This is a genomic window from Enterobacter ludwigii (assembly GCA_023023105.1).
Taxonomy (GTDB): domain Bacteria; phylum Pseudomonadota; class Gammaproteobacteria; order Enterobacterales; family Enterobacteriaceae; genus Enterobacter; species Enterobacter adelaidei.
The window spans coordinates 4,418,069-4,435,723 of the sequence record CP083824.1 but is presented as its reverse complement, the minus strand read 5'-3'; the positions used below and the strand labels follow the sequence as shown (position 1 = coordinate 4,435,723).

The window sequence follows — 17,655 nt, the reverse complement described above, 5'->3', positions numbered from 1 at the left end:
GTGATGAAAGCCTTTCGCTGGTGTGCATTAGCAGCGTTGATGCTGGCGGCGCTTCCTCTTCGCGCCGCCTGTACCTGGCCTGCCTGGGAGCAGTTTAAAAAGGATTACATCAGTGAGGGCGGGCGTGTCATTGATCCCAGTGACACGCGCAAAATTACGACGTCGGAAGGGCAAAGCTACGCCTTGTTCTTTGCCCTGGCCGCTAACGATCGCAAAGCGTTTGACCTGTTGCTGACGTGGACGCGCGATAACCTTGCCAGTGGCACTCTCAATGACCACCTGCCGGCCTGGCTATGGGGACAGAAAGACAAAGAAAACTGGGCCGTTATTGATACCAATTCCGCCTCAGATGCCGATGTCTGGATAGCATGGTCACTGCTCGAAGCGGGCCGGTTGTGGAAGCATCCGGAGTATACCCGCACGGGTAAAGCACTGCTTAAACGCATTGCCAGCGAGGAAGTGGTAAACGTGCCCGGTCTCGGCGCGATGTTGCTTCCCGGCAAAGTGGGTTTTGCCGAAGAGAAAAGCTGGCGCTTCAACCCCAGTTATTTACCTCCGCAGTTAGCGAGCTATTTCACGCGCTTCGGTGCTCCGTGGACGACCCTTCGTGAAACCAATCTCCGTTTGCTGCTGGAGAGTGCGCCGAAAGGTTTTTCGCCGGACTGGGTGCAGTATCAGAAAAACAAAGGCTGGCGGTTACAGCAGGATAAGACGCTGGTAGGAGGCTACGACGCTATTCGCGTCTACCTCTGGGTGGGGATGATGAGTGATAACGATCCCCAGAAGGCCCGGCTCCTGACGCGCTTCCAGCCAATGGCGGCAATGACAACGAAACACGGTGTGCCGCCGGAGAAAATGGATGTGGCGAGTGGAAAACGCACGGGTAAGGGCCCGGTCGGTTTCTCTGCCGCTATGCTACCTTTTTTACAACAGCGTGATGCCCAGGCGGTTCAGCGCCAGCGCGTTGCAGACCATTTTCCCGATAATAATGCCTATTACAGTTACGTACTGACCCTCTTTGGGCAAGGATGGGATCAGCATCGTTTTCGCTTCACCGCTAAAGGTGAATTAATACCGGATTGGGGCCAGGAATGCGCAAGTTCACAGTAAATCTACTCAGTTTATCGCTTGGCCTGGCATTGATGCCGTTGGCTCAGGCCGCTAACTCTCCGCAGCAGAGACAACTGCTGGAACAGGTTCGGCTGGGTGAATCAACTCAGCGTGAGGATTTGGTTCGACAGTCACTCTATCGCCTTGAGCTGATTGACCCGAACAACCCTGACGTCATCGCCGCACGCTTTCGTTACCTGCTTCGTCAGGGTGATACCGCTGGTGCGCAAAAAGAGCTTGATCGTCTGAAAGGGATCGCACCGGGCTCCAGTGTTTATCAGTCATCACGTAATACGATGTTGCTCTCCACCCCTGATGGCCGCCAGCAGCTACAGCAGGCCAGATTGCTTGCTACGACGGGGCACACTCAGGAGGCGATTGCCGCCTATGACAAGCTGTTTGACGGCAACCCACCGAGTGGCGATCTGGCGACGGAATACTGGAATGTCGTGGCGAAAGATCCTGCCCGCCGTAATGCAGCGATTAACCAGCTCAAGAAAATAAATACCAGCAGCCCCGGAAATACGCAGCTGCAGGCGACGCTGTCTCAGCTTCTGTTCCAGAGCGGACGGCGCGATGAAGGCTTTGCGGTGTTGCAGGAAATGGCCAAATCCACCAATGGCCGCAATCAGGCGTCAGATTTGTGGTATGAGCAGATAAAAGGCCAGCCTGCCAGCAGCGCCAGCGTGAGCGCGTTGCAAAAATATCTGAGCGTGTTCAGCGACGGGGATAATGTCACGGCGGCACGCTCACAGCTTGAAGCACAACAAAAACAGCTTGCTGACCCGGCGTTCCGTGCGAAAGCGGAAGGGCTGGCCGCGGTGGATGCCGGACAGAGCGGTAAGGCGGTAGCTGAGCTGCAAAAAGCCGTCAGCGCCAACCATGCCGACAGTGAGGCGGTGGGAGCCCTGGGGCAGGCTTATTCCCAGAAAGGCGATCGCGCCCGCGCAGTGGCACAGTTTGAAAAGGCGATTGCCCTCGATCCGCAGAGTGATAACCGGGGTAAATGGGACAGTTTGCTGAAGGTCAACCGTTACTGGCTGCTGATCCAGCAGGGGGATGCGGCGCTGAAGGCGAATAACCCGGCGCAGGCAGAGCGTTACTATCAGCAGGCGCGCAATATAGACAATACCGACAGTTATGCCGTACTGGGGCTGGGAGATGCCGCAGCCGCGCGTAAAGATAACGACGCGGCAGAACGTTATTATCGCCAGGCGTTACGTATGGATAGCGGCAACAGCAATGCGGTTCGCGGACTGGCCAATATTTACCGCGCGCAGTCGCCGGAGAAAGCTTCGCAGTTTATCCAGTCGCTGTCTGCCAGCCAACGCCGGAGCATTGATGATATTGAACGTAGCCTGACCAACGAGCAGCTTTCAGCCCAGGCAGAACAGCTGGAGAATCAGGGTAAATACGCCCAGGCAGCAGAAATTCAGCGTCGCCGTCTGGCACTCTCTCTTGGCGACGTGTGGATAACATACCGACTGTCGCGCGATCTCTACAGCGCGGGCCAGCGTAGCCAGGCGGATACCCTGATGCGTCAGCTTGCCAGCCAGAAACCGTCTGACCCGGATCAGGTGTATGCCAGCGGGCTGTATCTTTCCGGAAACGATCAGGACCGGGCTGCCCTGGCGCATCTGGACACGCTTCCGCGTAACCAGTGGAATAGCAACATTCAGGAACTGGCCGACCGCCTGCAAAGCAACCAGGTGCTGGAAACCGCCAACCGCCTGCGCGACAGCGGCAAAGAGAAAGAGGCAGAAAATCTCCTCCGCCAGCAACCGACCTCCACTCGTATTGACTTAACCCTGGCAGACTGGGCTCAGCAGCGCGGCGATCTTAATGAGGCAAAAACGGCTTACAGTGCCGTGTTGCAGCGTGAGCCGCAGAACGAGGATGCGCTTCTCGGTCTGACTGAAATTTACAGTGCGCAAGGTGACAAGGATGCCGCGCGCGCCGAGCTGGCAAAATTGCCAGCCGCACAAAATGGTCAGCCGTTATCGCTCAATATGCAACGCCGGATTGCGATGGCGCAGGCCGGTCTGGGTGATTCCGCTGCCGCAGAACAAACATTCAACAAAATCATCCCGCAGGCGAAATCGCAACCCGGCTCCATGGAAAACGCGCTGGTGTTACGTGATGCTGCGCGTTTCCAGGCACAAAACGGCCAGCCTCAGCAGGCGCTGGATACCTATAAAGATGCGATGGTCTCGTCTGGCATCACGACAACGCGCCCGACCGACAACGACAGCTTCACCCGTTTGACGCGTAATGACGAAAAAGATGACTGGCTGAAGCGCGGCGTGCGCAGTGATGCCGGTGATTTGTACCGCCAGCAGGATGTTAACGTCACACTGCAACATGATTACTGGGGCTCCAGCGGTACGGGTGGTTATTCTGACCTGAAAGCGCACACCACCATGCTGCAGGTTGATGCCCCGCTCTCTGATGGACGTATGTTCTTCCGCAGCGATCTGGTCAATATGGACGCCGGATCGTTTGAGACGAAGGACGGGAAGTACGATCCGACCTGGGGTACCTGTTCTGCAACACCGTGTAGTGGCAACACCCATCAGTCAGACAATGGCGCGAGCGTCGCCGTTGGCTGGCAGAATAAAACCTGGGCGATGGATATTGGTACCACGCCAATGGGCTTTGATGTCGTCGACGTGGTGGGTGGTGTCAGTTACAGCAGCGATCTGGGGCCTATCGGCTATACCGTTAACGCCCATCGCCGGCCAATTTCCAGCTCTCTGCTGGCCTTTGGCGGGCAAAAGGACACAAATACCGGCACCACGTGGGGTGGCGTACGCGCTACGGGTGGTGGTGTGAGTATCAGCTATGACAAAGGTGAGGCGAACGGCGTCTGGTCGAGCCTGAATGCGGAAACGCTGACGGGGAAAAATGTGGAAGATAACTGGCGCGTCCGCTGGATGACGGGTTACTACTACAAGCTGATTAATCAAAACAATGAGCGCCTGACGGTCGGCGTCTCCAACATGCTGTGGCACTACGATAAAGATCTGAGCGGATACTCTCTGGGTCAGGGCGGCTACTACAGCCCGCAGGAGTATGTCTCCTTCGCCTTGCCGGTGACCTGGCGTAAACGCACGGAAAACTGGTCCTGGGAGTTGGGTGGCTCGGTATCCTGGTCTCACTCAAAAACCAAAGACGGCATGCGTTATCCTATCCAGAGTCTCATCCCGGATAACCAGGTGGATGCCAATGGTGACCCGATGTATACCGATAAGCATAATCCCGAAACGGGCAGCAGCTCTTCGGGTACGGGTTATACCGCACGAGCCATTATCGAACGCCGGGTGACCTCCAACTGGTTTGTAGGCATGGGCGTGGATATTCAGCAAGCGAAAGACTATACCCCAAGCCATGCGTTGCTGTATGTACGCTACTCTGCTGCAGGCTGGCAGGGCGATATGGACTTACCGCCGCAGCCGCTTATCCCTTACGCGGACTGGTAATCGGATTTTCCTTAATCCATTTGTAAGTCTCTCTTAATAGCGTAGCAATCGGGTATACTCAGGCGCGCCAGGTTTACACCCTGGTGCGCCCTGCGCTTCGAGTTTTGTGGAGAGTCATTTTGCGTGTCAGCCGTTCTTTAACGATCAAACAGATGGCGATGGTGTCTGCCGTCACCATGCTGTTTGTCCTGCTCTTTTGCGTAATTTTGCTGTTTCATTCTGTACAGCAGAATCGCTATAACACGGCTTCGCAGTTAGAAAGTATCGCCCGCTCGGTGCGAGGCCCGCTCTCCGCCTCTATTCTGAAAGGGGATATTCCCGAAGCGGAAACCATTCTGAAACGCATTCAGCCGGCCGGTATTGTGAGCCGGGCCGATGTTGTATTGCCCAACCAGTTCCAGGCGCTGCGGATGAGCTTTATCCCGGAACGCCCGGTCCCAATGATGGTGATGCGCCTGTTTGAACTGCCGGTGCAGATTTCACTGCCGGTCTATTCGCTTGAGCGTCCTGCTAATCCGCAGCCGTTGGCCTATCTGGTCTTACAGGCGGACTCATACCGCATGTATAAGTTCGTCATGAGCTGGGTAGTTACGTTAGTGACCACTTGCTTACTTATGACGCTCATTCTGAGCGTCGCGCTGACCTGGTGTATCAACCGGCTGATCGTCCATCCGTTGCGCCATATTGCCCGGGAGCTGAACACGCTCTCTCCGCAGGACCAGATGGGTCATCAACTGAAGGTACCGCGTCTTCATCATGACGATGAAATTGGTATGCTGGTGCGCAGTTATAACCTCAATCAGCAGCGAATCCAGCGCCAACAGGATGAGTTAAGCAACAGCGCCACCCGCTTCCCGGTGTCCGAGCTTCCCAATAAAGCCTTTTTGATGGCAATGCTGGAGCAGACCGTTGCGCGTCAGCAAACCACGGCGCTGATGGTCGTCGCCTGCGAGACCCTGCAGGACACGGCTGGCGTGCTCAAGGAGAGCCAGCGCGAAATACTGCTCCTGACGCTGGTGGAAAAAGTGAAGTCTGTTATTGCTCCTCGCATGGTACTGACCCAGGTCAGCGGTTATGACCTGGTCATTATTGCCAACGGTGTGAAAGAGCCCTGGCATGCGATCACATTAGGTCAGCAAGTACTCACTGTCATTAATGAACGGTTGCCTGTTCAGGGTATCCAGCTTCGTCCAAGCGCCAGCATCGGCATCGCGATGTACTATGGCGACTTGACCGCGGAACAGCTATATCGTCGCGCGTTCTCGGCGGCGTTTACCGCCCGGCGCAAAGGGAAAAATCAGATCCAGTTCTTCGACCCGGAACAGATGGAAAAGGCGCAACAGCGCCTGACCGAAGAGAGCGACATTCTGACCGCGCTGGATAACCGCCAGTTTGCCCTCTGGTTACAGCCGCAGGTGAACTTGCTGACGGGAGAAGTGAAAAGCGCTGAGGCATTACTGCGTGTGCAGCAGCCGGATGGCTCATGGGAGTTGCCGGAGGGGCTGATTGAGCGGATCGAATCCTGTGGTCTGATGGTCACCGTCGGTTACTGGGTGCTTGAAGAGTCCTGCCGTCAGCTAGCTGCCTGGCAGGAGCGCGGGGTAACGCTGCCGCTGTCGGTCAATTTGTCAGCTCTGCAGCTTATGCACCCGACCATGGTTTCAGAGATGCTGGAGCTGATCCATCGTTACCGAATCAAGCCTGATACGTTAACCCTGGAAGTCACTGAGAGCCGACGCATTGACGACCCTAATGAGGCAGTCGCGATCCTGAAGCCGCTGCGCAATGCCGGCATTCGCATTGCGCTGGACGATTTTGGCATGGGATACGCCGGGCTACGCCAGCTTCAGCACATGAAGACCCTCCCGGTGGATGTGCTAAAAATTGACAAAGCGTTTGTCGACGGCCTGCCGGGCGACAGCAGCATGGTGCAGGCCATTATCCAGATGGCGCGCAGCCTGAATCTGCATCTTATTGCCGAGGGAATTGAAACCGAAGCGCAACGCGTCTGGCTGGCAGAGGCGGGCGTGGAGAGCGGACAAGGCTTCCTTTTTGCCCCTGCTGTTCCTTCGGATGTCTTTGAACAACGATACCTTTCTGGCCCTGACAATAACGCAAAAGTGTAATTTTGTTGCTGGCTTGTGCGAGTCAGCTCAAAGTTCTTAACATTTGTGTTTCAAATTTGAACTGAGTTTATTTCTGTCCTGTTATGTGGGTGTTATTTTAAAGCCGCAGGTTAACCATAACCTTACAAAGCCTGTGGTTTTTCTTCCCAAGGACACCTTATGAAAACCTCTCTCTTTAAAAGTCTTTATTTCCAGGTCCTGACAGCCATCGCCATCGGTATTCTGCTGGGTCACTATTACCCTGAACTGGGCGCACAAATGAAACCGCTTGGCGACGCGTTCGTTAAGCTCATCAAAATGGTCATCGCCCCGGTGATTTTCTGTACGGTAGTGACGGGCATCGCTGGCATGGAAAGCATGAAGGCGGTGGGGCGTACCGGCGCTGTGGCACTTCTGTATTTCGAGGTGGTCAGTACCCTCGCGCTGATTATCGGTCTTATTATAGTTAACGTGGTGCAGCCAGGCGCGGGAATGAACGTTGACCCATCAACGCTGGATGCCAAAGCAGTCGCGGTTTATGCCGAGCAGGCGAAGGATCAGGGCGTTGTCGCCTTCCTGCTGGACGTAATACCTGGCAGCGTCATCGGCGCGTTCGCCAGCGGAAACATCCTGCAGGTGCTGCTGTTTGCGGTCATGTTTGGCTTTGCTCTGCACCGTCTTGGCAGTAAAGGTCAGCTTATTTTCAATGTGATTGAAAGCTTCTCGCAGGTGATCTTCGGCATCATCAATATGATCATGCGCCTGGCGCCGATTGGTGCTTTCGGTGCGATGGCCTTTACCATCGGTAAATATGGCGTCGGTACGCTGGTGCAGCTGGGTCAGCTGATTATCTGCTTCTATATCACCTGTATCCTTTTCGTGGTCGTGGTACTGGGTTCTATCGCCCGCGCGACAGGCTTCAGTATTTTCAAATTCATCCGCTACATCCGTGAAGAGCTGCTGATTGTTCTGGGGACTTCTTCTTCAGAATCGGCGCTGCCGCGTATGCTCGATAAGATGGAGAAACTGGGGTGCCGGAAATCGGTGGTCGGTCTGGTGATCCCGACGGGTTACTCCTTCAACCTTGATGGAACCTCGATATACCTGACGATGGCGGCTGTGTTTATCGCTCAGGCGACCAACAGTCATATGGATATTTTCCATCAGATTACCCTGCTGGTGGTGCTCCTGCTCTCTTCTAAAGGTGCGGCGGGCGTAACCGGCAGTGGCTTTATCGTGCTGGCAGCCACCATTTCCGCAGTGGGCCACCTGCCGGTGGCGGGTCTGGCATTGATTCTGGGTATTGACCGCTTCATGTCCGAGGCGCGTGCGTTAACCAACCTGGTGGGTAACGGCGTAGCCACGGTGGTCGTGGCGAAATGGGTGAAAGAGCTGGATCACAAAAAGCTCGACGACACTCTGAATAACCGTTCAACCGACAGCAAAAATCCTGGCTTAACCTCTTAAACTTGTCACAAATGCCCGTATTCCCTTGTCGGAATGCGGGCTCCTGCGCATAATAACTGTTCATACCTGTCATAATTCGACAAGATTTTTTTTGGGTATATTTCTCTTCGGACCGTGACGTTTTACCGAACGCGCGGTCTAATTGACGTATTTTCATCGTCATCTTTAAGAGTGAGGCGCGACGCGAGGCACTCTTTTTTAACCAGGAATGTTGATCAGGGGTTCACATGCAGGGCACAAAAATTCGACTCTTAACCGGCGGTTTGCTGATGATGGCAGCAGCCAGTTATGTGCAGGCAGATGCGCTCCAGCCAGACCCGGCCTGGCAACAAGGGACATTAGCGAACGGTTTTCAGTGGCAGGTTTTAGCCACCCCACAACGTCCCAGCGACCGTATTGAAATCCGTCTGTCCGTCAATACCGGCTCTCTCGCGGAGAGCACCCAGCAAACTGGGTTTAGCCACTTTATTCCCCGGCTGGCGCTCACTCAGAGCGGCAGTCTGCAAGCGGTTCAGGTGCGTTCTCTTTGGCAACAGGCCATCGATCCGAAACGCCCACTTCCTCCGGCTGTTGTCTCGTATGACTACACCATGTTTAACCTGAGCCTGCCAAATAACCGCAACGATTTGCTCAAAGAAGCCTTGACGTATCTCTCCGATGCCTCTGGCAATCTGGCGATTACGCCGGATACCGTTAACTATGCCCTGAGCAACAGTGACATGGTGGCGACCTGGCCTGTGGATACCAAAGAGGGCTGGTGGCGTTATCGCCTGAAAGGCTCCACGTTGCTTGGGCATGATCCGGCCGAACCATTGAAACAACCGGTGGATGCTGAACAGGTAAAATCGTTCTACCAGAAATGGTATACCCCGGATGCGATGACGCTGATCGTAGTGGGTAACGTGGACAGCCGCGCGGTGGTTGAGCAGATCAACAAAGCGTTTGGTGATTTGAAAGGCAAACGTGAAACGCCAGCACCTGTCCCGACGCTCTCTCCACTGCGTACAGAACCCGTCAGCATTATGACGGACACCGTCCGTCAGGACCGACTTTCCGTCATGTGGGATAACGCCTGGCAGCCAATTCGTGAGTCCGCGGCGCTGTTGCGCTACTGGCGTGCCGATCTGGCGCGTGAAGCGTTGTTCTGGCACGTTCAGCAGACGCTCAGTAAGAACAGTGTGAAGAATATCGGTCTTGGTTTTGACTGTCGTGTGCTGTTCCAGCGTGCACAGTGTGCCATTAACGTTGAATCGCCGGGCGATAAGCTGAATGCGAATCTGGGTGTGGTTGCGAAAGAGCTGGCGAAAGTGCGCAAAGAGGGTCTCTCTGAAGACGAGTTCAATGCTCTCGTGGCGCAGAAAAAACTCGAGCTGCAGAAGCTGTTTGCAACCTACGCTCGCGCCGATACCGATATCCTGATCAGCCAGCGTATTCGCTCCCTGCAAAATCAGGTGGTGGATATTGCACCAGAACAGTACCAGAAACTTCGCCAGGATTTCCTTAACGGTCTGACCGTCGATATGTTAAATCAGGACTTGCGTCAGCAGCTGTCGCAGGAAATGGCGTTGGTCCTGCTGCAGCCAAAAGGCGAGCCGGAATATGACATGAAGGAACTTCAGACGACCTGGGATTCCATTATGGCTACCGCGCCGCAGCCGGTGCAGGCCACCACGACTGATGATTTACATCAGGATGCGACGGATATACCGCAGGGGCAGTAATTAATACGTCAACACACCCTCTCCCTGTGGAGAGGGTGTCAGCCCGCGCCTTACTTAAACAGGCATCGCCTCACGCGGAATAATCGCCCCGCGATACTGAATCACGGTGCTGGCCGTCAGATGCCCACGCTGTGCCGCCGCTTCCGGGCTTCCGCCCGTCAAACGTACCGCCAGATAGCCCGCGCTGAATGAATCTCCCGCCGCGGTGGTATCAATCACTTTCTCTTTGGCAAGCTTCACCGCCGGGACGTCAACCACCGCTTCACCCGCAACTGCGACCAGGCATGAATCTGCGCCGCGCTTGATCACCACTTCGCTTACGCCAGCCGCCTGCGTACGCGCAATCACGTCTTCTACCGGTTTCTCACCCCAGAGGGCGTCTTCATCGTCGAGCGTCAGAAACGCGATGTCGGTGCACTGCAGCATCTGCTGATAGACCTGCTGCGTCTCTTCGCGGCTGTCCCACAGGCGCGGACGGTAGTTGTTATCGAAAATGACCTTCCCGCCGTTGGCGCGGCATTCGCGCAGCAGAGAAAGCAGCTTTTCACGGCTGGTGGGGCTCAGGATCGCCAGGCTGATCCCGCTCAGATAGAGATAATCAAACGTGGCCAGTTTTTCACAGATGGCCGCGGCTGCATCGCTCTCAAGCCAGAATTTGGCCGCGGCTTCGTTACGCCAGTAATAGAACGTACGCTCGCCGGTGCTGTCGGTTTCGATGTAGTAGAGCCCCGGGAGGCGGTTCTCCATACGCTGGATCAGCGAGGTTTCAACGTGTTCACTCTGCCAGGCGTCCAGCATTTGCTGGCTAAAATTATCCGTGCCCAGTGCAGTGACGTAGTTCACGGCGAGTGCCTCAGGTGCAACCTGACGGGCAATATAAACGGACGTGTTTAACGTATCGCCACCAAATCCGCGGCTGACTTCCGCGCCTTTTTGTGACAGCTCAATCATGCATTCGCCAATCACGGCAATTTTTTTGGACATAGTCGTGAACCTGAACAGAGTAATTATCGGTAGTTTGCGCTGAGTGAATTAACTGGTCAACTATATTAAAACAACGTTCCATTATTTTGTTTGAGCCAGCGCGTGTTCCTGTTCATTTCTGTCATCTTAATTTCATTTTCCCCGTGAATTGAACATAAAGTTCTCAATTGTTGCGCCGATAATCCTGTGACGAGTCCAGAAAGGCTATCCCAACAACAGGACATCTGAAATGAAGTCAGAGCAGGTTATCCAGCGGCTGAGCACTACGCCTGAGGCAAGTATTGAGAACTTGCAGGAGCATCGCTACTGGCTGCAATGTGAGCGCGCGTACACCTATCAGCCGATCTACCGGACTGATGGTCGGCTGATGGCAATTGAAATTTTGACCGTCGTCACGCATCCATCAAACCCTTCTCAGCGTATCGCACCGGATCGCTATTTTGCCGAAGTTGCCGTTCGCCAGCGCCTGGATGTGCTGGAAGAACAGCTCCGTATGCTGGCAACGAAGCAGGCCTTTTTCGAGCAGAATGATATCCTCGCCTCGGTGAACGTTGATGGCCCAACTCTGCTGGCGTTGCGTCAGAATGCGAAATTGCAGGAATTGATCGCCACCCTGCCATGGATGCGCTTTGAGCTGGTCGAGCATGTCCGACTGCCGCAGGACTCTTCGTTTGCTTCAATATGTGAGTATGGCCCGTTGTGGCTGGATGATTTTGGCACTGGCATGGCGAACTTTTCTGCCCTGAGTGAAGTGCATTATGACTACATTAAAGTGGCCCGCGAGCTGTTCATAATGCTGCGCCAGACCTCTGAAGGGCGGAATCTGTTTACGCTGTTATTACAGCTGATGAACCGCTATTGCCAGGGGGTGATTGTTGAAGGCGTGGAAACGCTGGAAGAGTGGCGTGATGTGCAAAACTCTCCTGCAGCGGCGGCGCAAGGCTATTTCCTCTCTCGCCCGGTCCCCATGGATCACCTCGATAACGTGATAACGACCCTCTGATAAGCCAGCTTCCCTTTGTCTGAACTATAGTTTTACAGGACAGGTCATCAGGAAAGGGGAAAACAATGACAAAAACAGCCAGGGTAATCTCCTGGGTAGCAGGGATTTTCTTGTTGTTGATCGTGGTTTTCGTCGTCATTGTTGCGACGTTTGACTGGAACCGTCTTAAGCCGACCATCAACCAGAAAGTCTCAACCGAGCTGAACCGCCCCTTCGCCATACGCGGTGATTTAGGGGTGGTTTGGGAACGTCAGAAAGAGGAGACCGGCTGGCGAAGCTGGATCCCCTGGCCACATGTTCACGCCGACGACATCATCCTCGGCAACCCGCCAGATATCCCGGATGTCACCATGGTGCATCTGCCCCGCGTTGAAGCCACACTGGCCCCGTTAGCGCTATTGTCCAAAACGGTCTATCTGCCGTGGATCAAGCTTCAGCAGCCCGACGCGCGGCTGATTCGCCTCTCTGAAAAAAACAACAACTGGACGTTCAACCTTGCCAGCGACAGCGAAAAAGATCCGAATGCCCAGCCTTCTTCCTGGTCATTCCGTCTGGATAATATTCTTTTCGATCGCGGGCGGATCGCCATCGACGATAAGGTCAGCAAAGCTGACGTGCAGATCCTGGTTGATCCGCTGGGCAAACCGCTTCCGTTTAGCGAAGTGACTGGCAGCAAAGCGAAAGGCGATAACGTCAACGTGGGTGATTACGCATTCGGCCTGACAGCAAAAGGACGCTATAACGACCAACCTCTCAGCGGTAAAGGGAAAATAGGCGGCATGCTGGCGCTCCGGAGCGAAGGCACACCGTTCCCGGTGCAGGCGGATTTCCGTTCCGGTAACACCCGCGTGGCGTTCGTGGGGACGGTCAACGATCCGATGAACATGGGGGGCGTCGATCTGCAGCTGAAGTTTGCCGGCGATTCGCTGGGCGAATTGTATCAGCTCACTGGCGTATTACTGCCGGATACGCCGCCGTTTGAGACCGACGGCCATCTGGTGGCGAAAATCGGCGCGAAAAAATCGTCGGTATTTGATTACCGGGGTTTCAACGGTCGTATTGGTGATAGCGATATTCACGGCTCACTGACTTACACCACCGGAAAACCGCGTCCGAAACTGGAAGGGGATGTCGAGTCCCGCCAGCTGCGTCTGGCCGACTTAGGCCCGCTGATAGGTATTGATTCCGGTAAAGGTACGAAGTCAAAAGAGGTGAAGAAAGACCTCCAGCCCGCGGGGAAAGTGCTGCCCTACGAACGCTTTGAGACCGACAAGTGGAATGCAATGGATGCGGATGTACGCTTCAAAGGCGGCAAAATTGAACACGGCAGCACGCTGCCGATCAGCAATCTTTCGACCCATATTCTCCTCCAGAATGCCGACCTGCGCCTGCAGCCGCTGAAGTTTGGCATGGCAGGCGGGACAATTTCCTCGAACATTCACCTGGAAGGCGATAAAAAGCCGATGCAGGGACGAGCCGATATTCAGGCCCGCAGACTTAAGCTGAAAGCGCTGATGCCGAACGTGGAGTTAATGCAGAAAACCCTCGGCGAAATGAACGGTGATGCCGACATTCGCGGGGTAGGGAATTCCGTGGCGGCGCTGCTGGGAAGCAGTAATGGCAATCTGAAGCTTCTGATGAACGACGGGCTGGTGAGCCGCAACCTGATGGAGATCCTGGGATTGAACGTCGGTAACTACGTTATCGGGCAAATCTTCGGTGACGACGAGGTGCGGGTGAACTGCGCGGCGGCCAATCTGGATCTGGTTAACGGCGTGGCACGCCCGCAGATTTTTGCCTTCGACACGGAAAATGCAGTCATTAACGTGACCGGTACTGCCAGCATGGCCTCCGAGCAGCTTGATTTGACGATCGATCCGGAAAGTAAGGGGATTCGTATCATCACCCTGCGCTCGCCGCTTTATGTGCGCGGCACCTTCAAAAACCCCCAGGCGGGTGTGAAGCCAGGGCCGTTGATTGCGCGCGGTGCGGTGGCTGCAGCCCTCGCGACGCTGGTTACCCCGGCTGCAGCGCTGCTGGCGTTGATATCGCCGTCAGAGGGCGAGGCGAATCAGTGTCGGACCATTTTGTCACAGATGAAGAAGTAGCTCCCTTTCTCCCTCTCCCTGTGGGAGAGGGTCGGGGTGAGGGCATCAGCCCGCAGTGAATTACAGGGACTGATGCTTAGTCTCGTGCGTCAGCAGCAGTGCAATCAGCGTCAGCGCTGCCATAGCTGCCAGATAGACACCGACATAGAACAGACCATAGTTTGCCTGTAACCAGGTCGCGATGTACGGCGCAACGGACGCGCCCAGAATGGAGGAGACGTTGTAAGAGAACGACGCGCCGGTATAACGCACTTCCGTCGGGAACAGCTCCGGCAGCAGCGCACCCATCGGGCCGAAGGTAAGCCCCATCAGGCTCAGGCCAATCAGCAGGTAGGCCATCACCAGCGCCGGACTACCGGAACCCAGCAGCGGCGGGAAGACGAACAGTGCAAACAGAATGATCAGCGTGGTGATCACAATCATGCTTGCGCGGCGACCAAATTTATCCGCCAGCAGACCCGCAATCGGTACCATCACACCAAACCCAATCACCGCCATCATCAGCATCCACAGCACTTCGTTACGCGGCAGACCCAGCCCAACCGGCGCGGCGGCGGTACTGAACGTCATGGAGTAAACGGTCATGATGTAGAACAGGGTATAAGTCGCCAGCATGATAAACGTGCCCAGGACGGTCACGCGGACGTGTTTGGTCAGCAGCGTGCCCAGCGGTACTTTCACCTGTTTTTTCTCGGCGGCAACTTTCGCGAAAACAGGGGTTTCATGCAAAGAAACGCGGACATACAGACCAATCAGCACCAGTACGGCAGAGAACACAAACGGGATACGCCAGCCCCAGCTCATGAACTGTTCATCTGTGAGCAGCCAGGAGAGCAGCAGGAACGTCCCGTTGGCAAAGAAGAAGCCAATGGGTGCGCCAAGCTGCGGGAATGAACCATACAGCGCACGTTTACGCGCCGGTGCGTTCTCGGTCGCCAGCAGCGCAGCGCCACCCCATTCACCCCCCAGCCCCAGACCCTGACCAAAACGCGCCAGCGCCAGCAGAACCGGGGCCAGAATGCCGATAGTTTCGTAAGTTGGCAGCAGACCGATGGCCACGGTGGAGATCCCCATCGTCAGCAATGAGGCCACCAGGGTGACTTTACGCCCAATGCGATCGCCAAAATGCCCAAACAGGGCAGAGCCAATCGGACGGGCAACAAACGCGATAGCAAAGGTGGCCAGAGATTGTAGCGTGGCTGCCGTCGGGTCTCCCTGTGGGAAGAAAATATGCGGGAAGACGATGACCGCAGCGGTGGCATAAATGTAAAAGTCGAAGAACTCGATGGCGGTGCCAATCAGCGATGCGACGACAACTTTATTGCGCGAATTTACCGGAACGTTTTCTGCACCAGAGTCGAGTGTTGTGGCTGTTGCTTGCATAATATTTTCTTATTTTTTGTCGAACGAAAGGCCATATTACGCACAGCAAAAGCGACATTTCAATCTGTAACAAAGCTGTTGGCTGGTGATAAAAGCAACAAAAAGCGGATAATTTTCAGACCAGCCAAAACACGTCTATGAAATGCTTCACAGATTTTAAATATCAGTCAATTAAACTGGTTTTCGGTTAAATAAAAGTTACGGACTGGATTTATATGCTGAAATGATGAATCGGGCTGAGATTTCAGCCCGGGAGAGGTATTACCGATGCGTTTTCCCCGGCATCCTTGGGTCATCTTTGTACTGGGCGGTGGCAATCCACGCTGCGCAGAACAGCGTCAGGCGGGCGAAGAAGTAGAAGAACGCCATCAACCCCAGTACTGAACCAAACGCCGCGCCAGAAGGGGATTTAACCAGCGCCGGCAGGGTCCAGGTCATCACAATTTTGATCACCTCAAAGCCTATCGCCGCAATCAATGTTCCACGGATCAGCGCCTTCTTGCGCGGACGATGACGCGGCAGGCGCCAGAAGATCCAAAAGAACAGCAGGTAGTTAGCGAAGATGGAAATTGCCAGACCAATGCCGCGCCAGGCGGGTTTCAGCCACTCGATATAATCGAGATAAAGCGCGGAGATAATCATCTGCTGCGCGGAGCCAGCAACAGAGGTAATCGAGAGCGTGACGATGAGTGCGACAAGCAGGCCAATCAGCGAAACAAAGTCACGAATATACTTAATCCAGATTTTTTCCTGATCCTGAGGCTTACGCTCCCACACCTCGCGCGACTGGGCGCGAATGGCCTCGCGCAGGTTGCCCATCCAGTTAACGCCGGAGTAAAGGGCAATCAGCAAGCCAGCGATACCGACGGTGGTACGCTGTTGGACGGCAGTATTGATGGTGCTTTTGAGCGTACTGGCGAGAGTCGGATCGCTGACGTTATTCAGGATCTTAGCGAAGATATCCTGAAGCAGCGTTGGGTGCGACGCGAGCACGAAACCGGCCGCCGCAAACGACACCATCAGGATCGGGATCATCGACAGGAAGGAAAAATAGGTGATGGCGGCACCAAACTGGTTTCCCATGCGGTCATTGAAGCGTTCGGCCGCGCGTATCAGATGCGCCACCATGGGAAACTGCTGAATTCTTGCGGCGATACCGGTGACGGTTCCCAGCGCTTTGCTGGCGGTGCCTGGCGATTTGGCCTCTTCGGGCCCGGTTTCCATCTTTTTGATGGGATCGTAATCTAACTGTTGGGTGGGTCGTTGCGGGTTGTTTTCCGGCGTCACGCGTCTTTTCCTTTTCGTTTGGCTGGATGTGATTGAATTATAGCTTGTGGCTAATCTACGTAAGCTTTTGTGAGTTCGGTAAGCCACTCCATGAACAGATGTACCCGGCGGGAGAGGTTACGGCGATGGGGATAAATCAGAGAGACAGGCATCGGTTCGGCCCGGTATTGTGGGAGGATCTCAACCAGTTTCTTCGCGCGCAGTAAATCGCGCACGCCAACCCGCGGAACCTGAATAATGCCCAGCCCGGCGAGGCAGGCCGCCTGGTAAGTTTCCGTACTGTTGACGGTTAACACCCCGCCCGTTTTTATCCACTGCGTCGCACTGCCGCTATAAAACTCAAAGCCCTGCGGGCGGGTTCCCAGCATGGCGGCATAATGAATAACGGCGTGTGAGCCTAAATCGTCCAGCGTTTCCGGGTAGCCAAAACGCGCCAGATAATCCGGGCTGGCGCAGTTAATCACCGTCAGCTTGCCCAGCGGACGCGCGATAAGCCCTGAATCCTTCAGTGTACCGACGCGTACCACGCAATCAAACCCTTCACGGATCACATCCACCAGACGATCGCTGCTGCTGAGTTCCAGTTCGATACCGGGATAGTGCTGCAGAAAAGCAGGCAGTTTTGGTATGACTAAATTTCGCGCAACGGCGACGGGCATATCCACGCGTAACCGCCCGCTGATGCTGGAGGGGTCGTGCTGAAACATTCCGTCGAGTTCATCAAGGTTTGCCAGCAGATCTTTTGCCCGCTCGTAATAGACCATGCCGTCCTGCGTCAGGCTGACGCGACGCGTGGTGCGGTGCAACAGCTGGGTGCCAAGCCGGTTTTCCAGCGCCTGAATTTGCCGAGAAACGCTGCCTTTTGGCAGCGTTAATGTTTCTGCCGCGCGGGAAAAACTCTCCAGTTCCGCGACGCGGACAAACAACTGCATTGCGTGAATTTTATCCATAGACGAAGCTCATTGTTGTTGCGGTTGAAACAGTGAAGCGTTTTATCCCATCTTTATT

At 55.0% G+C, this 17,655-nt stretch carries 11 protein-coding genes; 7 read left to right on the top strand and 4 right to left on the bottom strand.

The window, feature by feature from the left end; all coding sequences use genetic code 11:
- Positions 1-3: 3 nt before the first annotated feature.
- The 5 genes from bcsZ (at position 4) to LCD46_21505 (ending at position 9,882) form a co-directional block, all read left to right on the top strand.
- Positions 4-1,110 carry a cellulase gene (gene bcsZ / locus LCD46_21525; GenBank protein UOY73026.1) on the top strand — a complete coding sequence of 369 codons (1,107 nt, stop codon included), beginning with the start codon at positions 4-6 and terminating at the stop codon, positions 1,108-1,110.
- On the top strand, positions 1,092-4,589 hold the full coding sequence (gene bcsC / locus LCD46_21520; protein ID UOY70569.1) for a cellulose biosynthesis protein BcsC: 3,498 nt from the start codon (positions 1,092-1,094) through the stop codon (positions 4,587-4,589). Before bcsZ ends, bcsC begins: the two co-directional genes overlap by 19 nt.
- Before the next feature lie 119 nt (positions 4,590-4,708).
- Positions 4,709-6,715 (top strand): biofilm formation regulator HmsP, encoded by a 2,007-nt coding sequence (gene hmsP / locus LCD46_21515; protein UOY70568.1) that lies wholly within the window; start codon positions 4,709-4,711, stop codon positions 6,713-6,715.
- A 159-nt stretch (positions 6,716-6,874) separates the two neighbouring features.
- Positions 6,875-8,161 (top strand): dicarboxylate/amino acid:cation symporter, encoded by a 1,287-nt coding sequence (locus tag LCD46_21510; GenBank protein UOY70567.1) that lies wholly within the window; start codon positions 6,875-6,877, stop codon positions 8,159-8,161.
- Positions 8,162-8,388: 227 nt separating this feature from the next.
- Positions 8,389-9,882 (top strand): insulinase family protein, encoded by a 1,494-nt coding sequence (locus LCD46_21505; protein ID UOY70566.1) that lies wholly within the window; start codon positions 8,389-8,391, stop codon positions 9,880-9,882.
- Positions 9,883-9,936: 54 nt separating this feature from the next.
- On the opposite strand, the gene LCD46_21500 is transcribed toward LCD46_21505, so the two are convergent.
- Positions 9,937-10,866: a sugar kinase gene (locus LCD46_21500; GenBank protein UOY70565.1), complete on the bottom strand. Its 930-nt coding sequence runs from the start codon at positions 10,864-10,866 to the stop codon at positions 9,937-9,939.
- A 229-nt stretch (positions 10,867-11,095) separates the two neighbouring features.
- On the opposite strand from LCD46_21500, the gene pdeH reads away from it, so the two are divergent.
- Both pdeH and LCD46_21490 read left to right on the top strand, forming a co-directional pair.
- Entirely contained in the window at positions 11,096-11,869 is a 774-nt protein-coding gene (gene pdeH / locus LCD46_21495; protein ID UOY70564.1) for a cyclic-guanylate-specific phosphodiesterase, read from the top strand.
- A gap of 65 nt (positions 11,870-11,934) precedes the next feature.
- On the top strand, positions 11,935-13,977 hold the full coding sequence (locus tag LCD46_21490; GenBank protein ID UOY70563.1) for an AsmA family protein: 2,043 nt from the start codon (positions 11,935-11,937) through the stop codon (positions 13,975-13,977).
- 60 nt (positions 13,978-14,037) lie between these two features.
- Here the strand turns inward: LCD46_21490 and LCD46_21485 are convergent, their stop codons facing one another.
- The 3 genes from LCD46_21485 to LCD46_21475 all read right to left on the bottom strand — a co-directional run bounded on the left by LCD46_21485 (position 14,038) and on the right by LCD46_21475 (position 17,597).
- Entirely contained in the window at positions 14,038-15,360 is a 1,323-nt protein-coding gene (locus LCD46_21485) for an MHS family MFS transporter (GenBank protein ID UOY70562.1), read from the bottom strand.
- Positions 15,361-15,621: 261 nt separating this feature from the next.
- Positions 15,622-16,647 carry an inner membrane protein YhjD gene (yhjD, locus tag LCD46_21480; GenBank protein UOY70561.1) on the bottom strand — a complete coding sequence of 342 codons (1,026 nt, stop codon included), beginning with the start codon at positions 16,645-16,647 and terminating at the stop codon, positions 15,622-15,624.
- Between the two features lie 50 nt (positions 16,648-16,697).
- Positions 16,698-17,597 (bottom strand): LysR family transcriptional regulator, encoded by a 900-nt coding sequence (locus LCD46_21475; GenBank protein UOY70560.1) that lies wholly within the window; start codon positions 17,595-17,597, stop codon positions 16,698-16,700.
- Between the last annotated feature and the right edge of the window lie 58 nt (positions 17,598-17,655).